This window comes from Pararhizobium sp. (assembly GCF_965279435.1).
Taxonomy (GTDB): Bacteria; Pseudomonadota; Alphaproteobacteria; order Rhizobiales; family Rhizobiaceae; genus Pararhizobium.
Map to the genome: position 1 here is coordinate 3,278,368 of NZ_CBDIHY010000003.1, position 12,895 is coordinate 3,291,262.

The following is a 12,895-nucleotide window of genomic DNA, read 5'->3' on the forward strand; positions in this document are numbered from 1 at the left end:
TAAGGCGAGCGCCGTTTGCACTTTCGAAAGCTGAACGTGGGACTGTCCCGGGCATATATTCTCGGGGTTTGATCTTATGGATGCTCGGACAGAAACGCGGCATATTCCGCTGTGCGTCGATCTTGATGGCACGTTGCTTGCTGCCGACACGCTCTGGGAGGGCGTGGCGATCATTCTGTTGCGCAATCCGCTGATGGTGTTTGCAGTCCTCATCTGGATGTCGAAGGGTAAGGCGCGGCTGAAATACGAGGTTGCTGCGCGCTCAGGACGCCAGGCGGCCGACTGGCCCTATCGCGAGGCGGTGCTGAAGCGTTTGGAACGCGAGCGTGAAAGCGGCCGGCAGATCATCCTTGTCACCGGTGCCGCCGAAAGCGTGGCGCTTGGCGTTGCAGCCCATACCGGCGCTTTCTCATCCGTCCTGCACAGCACCACGGACATCAACCTCACCAGCCACCGCAAGCGAGAGAAACTGATCGAACAGTTCGGCGAGGGTGGTTTCGACTATATGGGCAACAGCCGCGACGACGTGCCGGTGTTTGACGCAGCGCGCAAGGCGATTGTCGTGGCACCGGACGCCGCCGCCGAGAAATGGCGCCGCGCCCATGATGCCGAACGCCTCGATCTCGGCAAGGCGCCGCGGTTTGCCGCCTTGAAATCGATCCGCGTGCATCAATGGGCCAAGAATGTGCTGATCGGCGTGCCGATGATCCTCAACCACGACATTCTGCACATGGATGCAGTGGTCAATGTCATCCTGGCATTCTTCGCATTCAGCTTCCTTGCCTCTGCCGTTTATGTGATCAACGACCTGTCGGATCTCACCAATGACCGCCGTCATCCGAAGAAGCGCAACCGGCCGCTGGCCAGTGGCCAGATGTCGGTGCCGATGGGATTGATGCTGGCGCTGTGCCTGCTCCTTGCCTCGCTGTCGCTGACGTCTGTACTGCCCTCCGATTTCGCGCTTGTGCTCGGCTTCTATGCCTTGGCGACCACCGCCTACACGTTTGTGCTCAAGCGCAAGCTGCTGGTGGATGTCTTCACGCTGGCAGGGCTTTACACTGTTCGCATCATCGCCGGCGCCGCCGCCACCGGCACGGAGCTTTCCTTCTGGCTCTTGTCGTTCTCGATCTTCTTTTTCCTGAGCCTGGCGCTGGTCAAGCGCTATGTCGAGCTTGATGAATATGATGGCCGTGACGGCAACCAAGTGCCCGGACGCGGCTATCTGGCCGTCGATTTCGAAATGGTCGGGCAGGCCGGCGTCGCCTCAGCCTTTGCCTCGGCGCTGGTTCTGGCGCTGTATATTCACAGCAAGGAAATGCAGGAGATGTACAGGCTGGACTGGGCGCTCTGGCCGCTCTGCCCGCTGGTGCTCTACATGCTGCTGCGGATCTGGATGCTGGCCCGCCGTGGCATGCTGCATGAGGATCCGGTGGTGTTCATCATGCGCGACTGGCGCAGCCTCGTCACCATGGCGATCGGCGCCGGGTTCGTGCTCGCCGGTGCGATGGGAACACCATGACTTCGACTGAATTTGACAGCTGGGGCCGGATCGATTGCCGCGCCCGGCAATCCGTATCGCCCGATGCCTATGAGAACCTGCGTGAAAACGCAGCACCCGGCGCGTTCCTGCCGTTCGGCAACGGACGATCCTATGGTGACAGCTGCCATAACGACCAGGGCCGGCTGATCGAGAGCCGGGTGCGAACGCGTATCTTGGGTTTTGATCCGGGAACCGGGATCATCTCCTGCGACGCCGGCGTTACGCTTCACTCCATCCTCGAAACGGCCATCCCGCACCGGTTTTTCCTGCCGGTGACGCCGGGAACAGCGTCGGTGACCGTTGCCGGTGCCGTCGCCAACGATGTCCACGGCAAGAACCATCACGCGCGCGGCACGTTCGGCAAGCATGTGCTGAGCCTGACATTGCTGCGGTCGAGCGGCGAGGCGCTGACATGCTCGGCAACGGAAAACCGTGATTTGTTCTTTGCCACCATCGCCGGAATGGGCCTGACGGGATTGATCCTGTCGGTTGACCTGCAGCTGATGAAGGTACCATCCGCCCATATCCAGCAGCATGCCATTCGTTTCGACAGCCTCACAGACTATTTCGGCATGGTCGAAACCGTGGATGGCGAGCATGAATATTCCGTCGCGTGGATCGACCAGCTGGCAACCGGAAAAAGGACGGGCAGGGGCGTCCTTCTGGCCGGCGATCACGCCGATGCGTCCTGCGAATTTCCCGACATGCCGCGTGCACGAAAATTGTCGGTGCCGTTTGCGCCGCCGTTCAATCTCTTGAACACGGTGACGCTGAAGGCGTTCAACGAGCTGTATTTCCGCAAGGAAAAATCGGGCGAAACGGTCAAGACGGTTAAATGGCCGGGTTATTTTCATCCGCTGGATGCGATCGGCAACTGGAACCGGCTCTATGGCCCCAAGGGGCTCTACCAGCACCAGAGTGTCTATCCGACGGAGAACGCGCCGGAACTGACGGCACGGCTGCTGGAGATCGCCCGCAAGGCCGGTCACGCGTCTTTCCTCACAGTATTGAAGAAGTTCGGCGAGCAGACATCCGGCGGACTTTTATCCTTCCCGAGGCCCGGTTTTACGCTGACGCTGGATTTCGCCAATCAGGGTGAAGAGACCCTTAAGCTTCTCAGCCGGCTGGACGCCATGGTTGTCGAGGCTGGTGGCGCCATCAATCCCTACAAGGATGCCCGGATGAGCCCGCAAACCTTTGATTTCTCGTTCCCGCAGTGGCGCAAGCTGGAGGAATTGCGTGATCCAGCGATGGTTTCCAATTTCTGGAAGCGAACAGCCTTGGCTTTGCCAAAATGAGAATAGGAACAATTTGAATTAAATAAACGCCCGAATTTCACGGAATATACGGCTCTTGCCTGTAGATATCCGAACGGGAACAGGGAACATCGACATGAAGTATATTGTATTCATTCTCTTCACCGTGCTTACCAACGCTGCGGCACAGGTCATGCTGAAACAAGGCATGCTGTCGCTCGGACCGTTGAGCTTCACGGCCGATACTTTCATTGCCCGCATTTTTCAGGTGGTTTTCAACCCCTGGGTCTTTGCCGGACTTGCCACCTTCGTGATTTCGATGGTGTCGCATCTTTACGTGCTTTCGAAGGTGGAACTCTCCTTCGCCTATCCATTTCTGAGCCTGGCCTATGTGGCCGTGGCCGTCTTTGCTTATTTCGTCTTCCACGAGGATCTGAACGCCTGGCGCATCGCCGGCATCGGTTTCATCTGCGTCGGAACCATTCTCATCGCCCAGTCCGGTATGTCCTCGCATGAGGAGCAGCCATCGCTTGAAGCAGCGGGCACAAAAACAGTAAAAATCGGGAGCGCATCATGAAACATATCATTTTCGGCGGTGACGGCTTCGTCGGCCGTCATCTCGCAGAACGTCTGGTCCAGGACGGTGAAGAGGTTCTGGTTGCCGACATCGCCAAGTCCGACCTGCCGCATTACGCCCGTGCCCGCTTCGTCCATTGCGATGTTACCAATGCCGACGATGTCATGAAGGTCGAGATCGGCCCGGACGACATGGTCTACAACATGGCAGCCAAGATGCTGTCGCCATTGCAGGTGCGCTCCAAGCGCTGGCAGTTCTTCTGGCCGGTTAATTATTACGGTGCCGAAAACATCATGAAGGCGACGGCAAAGTCCGGCGCCAACCGGATGGTGCAGTTCACCACCGACATGATCTACGGCCACACCATCATGTCGCCACAGACCGAGGCGCATCCGGCCAAGCCGCTCGGTGAATACGGCAAGTCGAAATGGGCAACCGAGCAGCTCGCTGCCGAATGGCGCAAGCAGGGCATGAACATCTCGATTTTCCGCCCGCGCCTCATTATCGGCCCTGGCCGTCTCGGTATTCTGGAAAAACTGTTCAAGCTGATCGACGCCAACCTGCCGGTGCCGATGATCGGTTCGGGCAAGAACCCGTACCAGTTCATATCGGTGTTCGATTGCGCCGAAGCTGCGCGTCTCGCCTGGAAGGGCGGCGTGCCGAACGAGGCCTACAATCTCGGCTCCGATAATCCGCCGTCGGTGAAGAAGCTGCTCGGCGATCTGATTGTCCATGCCGGCTCGAAATCGTTCCTGGTGCCGACACCGGCCTTTGCGGTCAAGGCAACGCTCGCAGCCTTCGACTTCGTCAACATGCCGATCATGGATCCGGAACAGTACCTGATTGCCGACGAGATGTGCATCCGCGAGACCGGCAAGCTCAAGAAGGAGCTGGGCTGGAAGGCTGAGTACAATGACGGCGTCATGCTGATCGCCGCCTATGACGAATATCAGGCCAAGAAAGCCGGCAAGGTTTTCGCGCACACAACCGCCGTACCGGCCGAATGAACCAGGGGATCACGACCATGCTCGACAAAACGCAACGTGTCACCATCGACGCACCCGCCCTTGCCGGTGGCATCAGGAAGCCCGACCTGCTGACGGTTGAACAGGCCAAGGATATGAGCGTCGCCGACATGACGACTCTGTTCAAGGATCACCTGAACCCGGGTCAGCTTCACTTCATGAAGCTGCTCGGGTTCAACAAGATCAAGATCGAAACGGCCGAGGGCATGTATTACGTCGATCAGAATGGCCGAAAGATTCTCGATTTTTTCGGTGGTTTCGGTTCGCTGGCGCTCGGCCACAATCATCAGCGCCTGATATCAGCGCGAAAAAAGTTCCAGGACGAAAACCGCCACGAGATTGCTATCGCCTTCATGTCGCAATATGCGGCGGCTCTTGCCAAGAACCTCGCCGCGATTGCCCCGGGCGACCTTGATATGGTGTTCCTTGGCTCCTCCGGCTCGGAGGCCATGGAAGCTGCCATCAAGCTTGCCGAACGTGTTGCCGGTCCGAAGCGGCCAAAGGTCGTCTATGCCGAGAACTCCTTCCACGGCAAGACGCGCGGAGTATTGTCGATCACGGACGGTCCGCTTTATCGCGGCGAGTTCAAGCTGCTCGACAACAATGTCAAGGTACCGTTCGGCGAGATCGAGGCGATCCGCCGCGCTTTCGAGAGCGATCCGACGATCGGTGTTCTCGTGCTGGAAACCATTCAGGGTGGCGGTGGCATCAACATCGCACCGCCGGAATTCTGGCAGGAGGTTCGCGCGCTCTGCAACAAGCATGGTGTCATTTGGGTGGCCGATGAGGTGCAGTGCGGAGTCGGCCGTTCGGGCCGCTTCTTTGCTTTTGAATATGCAAACGTCGTGCCGGATATCACCGCGGTTGCCAAGTCGCTTGGTGGTGGCAAGACAGCCATGGCTGCCATGATCGCCCGCCGCGAGATCTACATGAAAGCCTACGGCACGCCGAAGACGGCGATGATCCATGCCCATGCCACGTTCGGCGGCATCGGCGAGGCCTGCATCACGTCGATCGAGACTTTGAATGTTCTCTACGACGAGGACCTGATCGAGAATTCTGCCGTGCAGGGCGAGTATCTGCTGGAGCGCCTGACTGCGCTGAAGGACAAGTATCCGAAGATCATCAAGGACGTGCGCGGGCAGGGCCTGATGGTCGGCCTCGAGTTCCAGGATTTCAGTCAGACGCTGCCGTTCGTCCTGCGGCCGGTGGTTGCGGTGCTGGACGACAAGCTGAAGGGCTCGCTGTCGGGTTTCATCGGCGCGCTGTTGCTGCGTGACTACGATACGCTGGTGGCTTTCACGGAGTATAACCGCAACGTCATCCGGCTGCTGCCACCGCTGATCTGCGAACGCCAGCATGTCGATCACCTCTGCGATGCCCTCGACGACCTGCTTGGCCGCGGCATCATCCGCATCGTCAAGGATTTCGTCGGCAGCCAGATCGGCTGACCGCCCAGGAGAGATTGAAACGGTGTTACGGGCGCGCGGCTGACAGCTGCGCGCCCGATCTATTTTTAATTCGAGCGGCCCGGTCACAACCGCTTTAGTCAAGCAAAACGACGGCTTCGACCTCAAAGAGCATGGGGTCAATTGCAAGCTTGGGGACTGGAATCAGCGTCTGTGCCGGCAGCGCCGCGCCGAACATGTCCTTGACGTTTTTGGTCAACACCTCAAGCTTGGACATGTCGTGATCGACCACGAAGACCGTGAGCTTGGCGACCTGGTCCGGCCGTGCACCGAGCGCATTGAGGGCTGCGCGCAGATTTGCGTAGGCCTGCTTCACCTGAACGGTGAAGTCGGGCGACAAGGCTCCCGTGCTGTCTTGCCCGCCCTGTCCGGAAATATAGGCCAACCGGCCCTCGCGCGGCACGATCACCGCCGTGCTGTAGCCGTTCGGCGTCGGGTCGTAGAGGGTTTTCGGATTGACGATAGTCAGCTTGAGATCATTCTCATTCGCTGCCGGCGCAGTAGAAACTCCAATGGTCATGATGATTAGCCCTCCGATGAGCAGATGCTTGATTGCGCGTGACATGATTTTCTCTTGGCTGCGCGGACCACGAGCAACGTACCTTCGCGTCTGCAGGATTGAATTTTTACCCATCGCGAATTGACTCGTACGTTGTACGATAAAGTTGCATCGTACAACGTACGAGTCAATCGTTCAGAATCGACATCCGCTGTATTGTCGGCTTACATCGGCATTCTGATCAGCGAGGAAGACGGATGGCAGGCAAGCAAAGCGGCGCGCAAAGCAAGCGGGCTCCACGGACGGAGGCGGGACCCCAGTCCATGCAAGAGGCGGGCAGTGAATCGCCGCTGTCGCTGGAGCGGATCGTGGCAACCGCAGTCAAACTGCTGGACGCCGAGGGCATCGGCGGATTGAAGATGCGCCGGCTGGCGGACCGCCTGGGCGCGGGCGCGATGAGCCTCTATTGGCACGTCGCCAACAAAGAGGAAGTCTTTGATCTGGCCCTCAACTCGGTGCTCGAATATCGCGGACTTCCGCAAACTGTGAAGTCTGAAGACTGGCGCGCGGACGTCGTTCATATGCTCGAAGACTGGCGTGCCAGCATGCTGCGCCATCCGTGGTCGGCGTCGCTGTTACCTCAACGGGCGCTTGGTCCGAACATTCTCATCCGCCTGGAACTGTTGAGCAAGAGCTTGTCCGGAGCCGGTGTCGCCGACGCGGATCTGAACGTCGCAATATGGTCGCTCTGGAACTACGTGATCGGCGCAACCATCACCCGGGCGAGCTTCGACCTTTCGGAAGCGGACAGGACGGCTGGGCAGCAGCGCCTGACACGTTTCAGCGAACACTACCCGACAATCGAACGCTCTCGTTTGCTGCTGGACAGCGACTGGGACGGTGTTTTCAGGAAAGGCCTCGACTTCCTGCTGGATGGCCTCGTTCCAAAATGAGGCTGACACTGCGCCGGTCTCAAACCGGCTGCCGCGAACGAATTCCTGCTTTCGCCGTCTTTCCCGGCTGAAATGTTATTTCAGCGTCGAAATCTCGACCCGGCGATTGCGCCCATCTTCGGGATCCGCCGGGAAGAGCAGGGCGGTTTCGCCGAATGCCCGCAACACCAGCCGTCGCGGGTCAATCTTGTAGTGTGTCAGCAGATACCGCGTCGTTGATGCCGCCCGCGCACGGCTGAGATCGAGATTTTCATCGTCGGTGCCGGCCGCATCCGTATGGCCGCCGATCACGAACCGGTAGGATGCAAGGTCGCTGGATTGCAGTGCCGTACCGACATTGTCGAGAAGGCGCTCTGCCTGCGGTGTCAGTTCGGCCGAGCCAAAGTGAAAATTGACGGCGAGATTGACCGTCGCCGCAAGCGTGTCGCCATAGCTGTTGACCATTTCCAGATCCTTGGCGCCAACGATCTTCAATCCGCGGGTTTTTTCCTTTTGCGCCAGCACGGGGTTGAGCGAGCGGACCAGAAGGTCCGGCGTTGCCGTGGTCAATACGTCCTGCGCCTTGGTGAGGCCTGGAATGAGGCCAAGACCGACAATCAGGGATGTGAGAAAAGTATAGCGCATGTGTCCGCCCCGGATTCCCAGGCCATAATCAATGAAGAATGAGCAATAGCTGCAAAGAGTAGAGTTGCATCTATAACCCGTCAATTCCCGAACGGAGAGTGACGGGTTCAATGGATCATGGCTCTGGTTCGGGCCGCTGGCATGTTCCCGCAGGAACAGTGTGCAGATCTGGACGAACGCGGCGTGGCGCGAACGGCAAAAGGCTAGTGTTTTTGCCCGTTCACCATCATGTCGAACTGTACGATGTTCGAGTAGATCGGTATTCCGACCGACATGTCGTAACGGGTGCGGTAGACGCCGCCCTGGATGCGAAAGCCGATGACGCGCCGGTTCCATTTGGTCAGTGTAGCGTCAAAATGTTCGGTCCTGGTCGTGCCCTTGGCCGTCAGATTGCCTTCGATATCTGCTGTGTCCTCACCGGTGCGAGTGATCTTCGTCGAGCGGAAGATGATTTTCGGATAGCTGGCGGTATCGAATACTGCGGTTGAGCGCAGGAAGTTCTCGATGCGCGGTTCGCCCGTCTGAACAGTCTCCGGATAGAGCGCAAATTCCACCACGGACTTGCCGATGTCGCTGCTATCCAGCTGGAAGGTGCCGGAGAATTTCGTGAACTTGCCGGAAATGCCACCGCCACCGACCTGGCCGACTTTGAAATTGATTTGCGACGACCCATCGATGTCGTAGCGTCCGGCTGCGTCATCCAGCGTCGGCGCCTTGGCCGCCGAGAAAGACGGATGAGCCACGAGACCTGTCAGGCTTATCAATGCGGCGGTGAGTGTCGTCAAACGTGCGGACATTGTTGTGGTCCTTTCCGATGCCTGGTTTGCGCTCCATAAGACGCAAGTTGCCGCGGAAATATTCCTAGCCGTCCCACCGCTTGTTGCGCAGCATACGGACAAGCACCGCGTCGCGGCGAATGAAGTGATGGTGCAAGGCCGCCGCTGCATGCAGCAGGACGAACCCTGCCAGGCCATAGGCGAGAACCGCATGGGCCGTCGTCCACAAGGCCTCCGCGACGGCAGATTTTTCCAGCGGCAGAGCCGGGATGACGACGAGATTGAAATAGAAGCTCGGAATATCCAGCGTCGACGTCGAGGCGAGCGCCCACCCGGTGACCGGTACCGCCAGTGTCAGGCAGAGAAGCAGGATGTGGACGATGAAGCTCGCACGTCTTTCCCGCACAGAGAGCCCGGCAACGGCCGCCGGATGCCGGTTCGCCAGCCACCAGAGGACGCGGATGATACAAAGGCCAAGGGCCGTGAAGCCGAAGGACTTGTGCCATTGGAACAGATCGAACTGCAGCACCGGGTCGACGTCCGGCCGGGTCATGACATAGCCGAGCACCACGAGCCCGGCGATCAGGAGGGCAATCGCCCAGTGAAGGAGAATGGTCACCCATCCGAACGCATCCGGCCCGTTGCGCAGCATCACCGATCTCCGGCTTTCAAAAACGATACCGAATCATCGCCTTTTCGCGGCGTGCCCACAAGTCGTCCGTTCATCACTGTTTCGATACTGGCCCCCGGGCAAATCGGTTGTAGCGTGGCGGACCAGCTTTTCTTTGCCCGGCTTATTTGCTAGGGCCTTTGCCGGGAAAAGGACAATACCCTTAAGGAGACGACATGACGCCCGACGTAAAGCCGCTGGTTGCCGGAAACTGGAAAATGAATGGTCTGCGCTCGTCGCTCGACCAGATCAAGGCGATGGCGGAAGGCGTCAAGGGAAGTCTGTCTGACAAGGTCGAAACGTTGATCTGCCCGCCGTCAACGCTGCTCTATGTTGCGACGGCGCTTTGTGACGACAGCCCGCTTCTGATCGGCGCGCAGGATTGCCACGAAAAGGCTTCCGGCGCCCATACCGGCGATATCTCTGCCGAAATGATAGCCGATTGCTTCGGCACCCATGTGATCGTCGGCCATTCCGAGCGCCGTACCGACCACAAAGAAAGCGACGCGCTGGTGCGCGCCAAGGCCGAGGTCGCCTATGCTGCCGACCTCATTGCCATCATCTGCATCGGCGAGACGGGCGATGAGCGCAAGGGCGGCCAGACGCTGGACGTCTTGAAGCGTCAGCTGGCTGGCTCCATTCCGGACAGCGCCACCGCCGAAAACACCGTCATTGCCTATGAGCCCGTCTGGGCGATCGGCACCGGCCTGACGCCGACGGCAACTGATGTCGAGGAGGCTCATGCCTTCCAGCGCTCCGAGCTCGTCGCACGCTTCGGCCCGGCCGGCGCCAAGATGCGCATTCTCTACGGCGGCTCGGTCAAGCCGGGCAATGCGAAGGAGCTGATGGGCGTTGCCAATGTCGATGGCGCGTTGATCGGCGGCGCAAGCTTGAAAGCCGACGACTTCCTCGCCATCTACCGGGCGTATGAAGAGTTGACGGCGTAAGTCGTCCAACTGACGGCCGCTGCATGACTTATGCAGCATCTTCAAAGTTCTACAGCGCCTTTTGCGCGTCATGTTTGACGCGTGGCGCTGTAGGGGCTTTTAATGCGCGGTGGCTTGGTATATGCAGCCGCCAACACTAATCTTTGCCGCGTGGAGCGGACGCTGAAACTTGCGTTGCAATTTCAATGTGTCTCCCATGCCGGACGATCACTCGATCGCGTGTCGGATTTGGGCTTTCAACGAAGCCGGACGAGGCGTGGTCTAAGGCAGGACTGGACAAAATGCAGACCGTATTGCTTGTCATCTATCTCATGGTTGTGCTGGCGCTGATCGGCGTGGTGCTCATTCAGCGTTCCGAAGGCGGCGGCCTCGGCATCGGCGGCGGTTCGGGCTTCATGTCCGCACGCGGCACGGCCAATGCGCTGACCCGCACCACGGCCATCCTTGCGGCTCTGTTTTTCGTGCTGGCGCTGGGCATGGGCATCCTGTCCCGTTACCAGCCGAACGCGACCGACGTTCTCGACCGTATCCCTGGCACGAACAACAACGGCAAGGGCGTACTTGATTCGCTCGGCGGCGGCACGACACCGCCGGCCGGCGAAACGCCTGCCCAGACGCCGACACAGACACCGGCACAGTCCGGCGCCAACACCCAGACGCCTGCAACAACCACGCAGACGCCAGCGACGACCCAGACACCTGCCACGCAGACACCTGCAGCGACCGAGACAAAGCCGGCGACATCCGGTTCGGACGTTCCAAGCGGCCAGTAAGGTCGACAGCAGACATAATCGCCGGCGGAAGCCAGTCTTCCGCCGGTTTTCTTTTGTTTGAATTTTGCCACCCGAACCTTTTGAACGAAAAAATTCTGCAAGATGAATTTTTCGGTGGCGGAATCATTTTTGAAACGGTATCCGGTGAAGCCCATGGCGCGATATGTATTCATCACTGGCGGCGTGGTTTCTTCCCTTGGCAAAGGGATAGCCGCAGCTGCTCTCGGAGCGTTGCTGCAGGCCCGGGGATATCGGGTGCGGCTTCGCAAGCTTGACCCCTATCTCAACGTCGATCCGGGCACCATGAGCCCGACGCAGCACGGCGAAGTGTTCGTGACCGACGACGGCGCGGAGACTGACCTCGATCTCGGTCACTACGAGCGCTTTACCGGCCGCTCGGCGACCAAGACCGACAACATCACCACCGGCCGCATCTACAAGAACATCATCGACAAGGAACGCCGCGGCGATTACCTCGGCGCCACCGTCCAGGTCATTCCGCACGTCACCAACGAGATCAAGAACTTCGTCACCGAAGGCAATGACGATTTCGACTTCGTTATCTGCGAAATCGGTGGCACCGTCGGCGATATCGAGGCTATGCCGTTCATGGAGGCGATCCGCCAGCTGAAGAACGATCTTCCGCGCGGCACCGCGATCTATCTCCACCTGACGCTGATGCCCTATATCGCTGCAGCCGGCGAGCTGAAAACCAAGCCGACCCAGCATTCCGTCAAGGAACTGCAGGCGCTCGGCATCCATCCCGATATCCTGCTGGTGCGCGCTGACCGCGAAATCCCGGAAGCCGAACGCCGCAAGCTGTCGCTGTTCTGCAACGTCCGCCCGTCCGCCGTCATCCAGGCGCTGGATGTCGCGTCGATCTACGACGTGCCGATCGCCTATCACAACGAGGGCCTCGACAACGAGGTCCTGGCTGCCTTCGGTATCGAACCGGCACCGGCGCCGCGCATCGAAAATTGGCTCGAAGTCGCTAACCGCATCCGCACCCCGGAAGGCGAAGTGACCATTGCCATCGTCGGCAAGTACACCGGCCTGAAAGATGCCTACAAGTCGCTGATCGAAGCGCTCTATCACGGCGGCATCGCCAACCGCATCAAGGTCAAGCTAGAGTGGATCGAGTCGGAAGTCTTCGAAAAGGAAGACCCGTCACCCTATCTCGAAAAGGTCAACGGCATCCTCGTTCCCGGCGGTTTTGGCGAGCGTGGTTCCGAAGGCAAGATTCAGGCAGTTCGGTTTGCCCGTGAACGCAAGGTGCCCTATTTCGGTATCTGCTTCGGCATGCAGATGGCGGTCGTTGAAGCGGCTCGCAATCTCGCCGGTATCGAAAAGGCCTCGTCGACAGAATTCGGCAAGACCGAAGAGCCTGTCGTCGGCCTGATGACCGAATGGGTCAAGGGTAACGCACTCGAAAAGCGCGCAGCCTCCGGCGATCTCGGAGGCACCATGCGCCTCGGCGCCTATAAGGCGAGTCTCAAGAAAGGCACCAAGATCGCCGATATCTACGGCTCGACCGAGATTTCCGAGCGTCACCGTCATCGCTACGAGGTGAATGTCGATTACAAGGATCGCCTGGAAGCCTGCGGTCTGGAATTCTCCGGCATGTCACCGGACGGTATCCTGCCGGAAACCGTCGAATACCCGGATCACCCGTGGTTCATCGGCGTCCAGTACCACCCGGAACTGAAGAGCCGCCCGCTCGACCCGCACCCGCTGTTCGCCAGCTTCATCGAAGCAGCCGTCGAGCAGAGCCGTCTGGTCTGACGAG

Annotated in this window: 13 protein-coding genes; 9 read left to right on the plus strand and 4 right to left on the minus strand. The window is 59.2% G+C overall.

The features are described 5' to 3' along the window. Window positions 1–76 precede the first annotated feature (76 nt). The 5 genes from ACQY8Q_RS21730 (at window position 77) to ACQY8Q_RS21750 (ending at window position 5,849) form a co-directional block, all read left to right on the plus strand. On the plus strand, window positions 77–1,519 hold the full coding sequence (locus tag ACQY8Q_RS21730) for a UbiA family prenyltransferase (RefSeq protein ID WP_428428439.1): 1,443 nt from the start codon (window positions 77–79) through the stop codon (window positions 1,517–1,519). Continuing rightward, entirely contained in the window at window positions 1,516–2,838 is a 1,323-nt protein-coding gene (locus ACQY8Q_RS21735; RefSeq protein ID WP_428428441.1) for an FAD-binding protein, read from the plus strand. Before ACQY8Q_RS21730 ends, ACQY8Q_RS21735 begins: the two co-directional genes overlap by 4 nt. 94 nt (window positions 2,839–2,932) lie before the next feature. After that, window positions 2,933–3,373, plus strand: a complete 441-nt coding sequence (locus ACQY8Q_RS21740; RefSeq protein ID WP_428428442.1) for a transporter — start codon at window positions 2,933–2,935, stop codon at window positions 3,371–3,373. Then, window positions 3,370–4,380, plus strand: coding sequence for an NAD-dependent epimerase/dehydratase family protein (locus ACQY8Q_RS21745; RefSeq protein ID WP_428428443.1), 1,011 nt, complete (start codon window positions 3,370–3,372; stop codon window positions 4,378–4,380). Before ACQY8Q_RS21740 ends, ACQY8Q_RS21745 begins: the two co-directional genes overlap by 4 nt. A 17-nt stretch (window positions 4,381–4,397) precedes the next feature. Further along, window positions 4,398–5,849: an aspartate aminotransferase family protein gene (locus ACQY8Q_RS21750; protein ID WP_428428444.1), complete on the plus strand. Its 1,452-nt coding sequence runs from the start codon at window positions 4,398–4,400 to the stop codon at window positions 5,847–5,849. Window positions 5,850–5,943: 94 nt separating this feature from the next. Here the strand turns inward: ACQY8Q_RS21750 and ACQY8Q_RS21755 are convergent, their stop codons facing one another. Beyond that, window positions 5,944–6,432, minus strand: a complete 489-nt coding sequence (locus ACQY8Q_RS21755) for a RidA family protein (protein WP_428429844.1) — start codon at window positions 6,430–6,432, stop codon at window positions 5,944–5,946. A 191-nt stretch (window positions 6,433–6,623) separates the two neighbouring features. On the opposite strand from ACQY8Q_RS21755, the gene ACQY8Q_RS21760 reads away from it, so the two are divergent. After that, the gene (locus ACQY8Q_RS21760) at window positions 6,624–7,319 is read left to right on the plus strand and encodes a TetR/AcrR family transcriptional regulator (RefSeq protein WP_428428445.1); all 696 of its coding nucleotides are present in this window, start codon (window positions 6,624–6,626) and stop codon (window positions 7,317–7,319) included. 75 nt (window positions 7,320–7,394) lie between these two features. Here the strand turns inward: ACQY8Q_RS21760 and ACQY8Q_RS21765 are convergent, their stop codons facing one another. The 3 genes from ACQY8Q_RS21765 to ACQY8Q_RS21775 form a co-directional block, all read right to left on the minus strand. After that, window positions 7,395–7,943 carry an OmpA family protein gene (locus ACQY8Q_RS21765; protein WP_428428446.1) on the minus strand — a complete coding sequence of 183 codons (549 nt, stop codon included), beginning with the start codon at window positions 7,941–7,943 and terminating at the stop codon, window positions 7,395–7,397. 203 nt (window positions 7,944–8,146) lie between these two features. Then, window positions 8,147–8,740 (minus strand): YceI family protein, encoded by a 594-nt coding sequence (locus ACQY8Q_RS21770; protein ID WP_428428448.1) that lies wholly within the window; start codon window positions 8,738–8,740, stop codon window positions 8,147–8,149. Between the two features lie 64 nt (window positions 8,741–8,804). After that, complete coding sequence (locus tag ACQY8Q_RS21775; protein ID WP_428428449.1) at window positions 8,805–9,371, minus strand: cytochrome b; 567 nt, start codon at window positions 9,369–9,371, stop codon at window positions 8,805–8,807. A 194-nt stretch (window positions 9,372–9,565) separates the two neighbouring features. Here ACQY8Q_RS21775 and tpiA point away from each other — a divergent pair, with 194 nt between their 5' ends. From tpiA to ACQY8Q_RS21790, 3 genes are all read left to right on the plus strand, one after another. Beyond that, on the plus strand, window positions 9,566–10,336 hold the full coding sequence (gene tpiA / locus ACQY8Q_RS21780; RefSeq protein ID WP_428428450.1) for a triose-phosphate isomerase: 771 nt from the start codon (window positions 9,566–9,568) through the stop codon (window positions 10,334–10,336). Between the two features lie 281 nt (window positions 10,337–10,617). Then, on the plus strand, window positions 10,618–11,109 hold the full coding sequence (gene secG, locus ACQY8Q_RS21785; protein ID WP_428428451.1) for a preprotein translocase subunit SecG: 492 nt from the start codon (window positions 10,618–10,620) through the stop codon (window positions 11,107–11,109). 153 nt (window positions 11,110–11,262) lie between these two features. After that, a complete protein-coding gene (locus tag ACQY8Q_RS21790; protein ID WP_428428453.1) occupies window positions 11,263–12,891 on the plus strand; it encodes a CTP synthase in 1,629 nt (542 codons plus the stop codon). Window positions 12,892–12,895 lie beyond the last annotated feature (4 nt).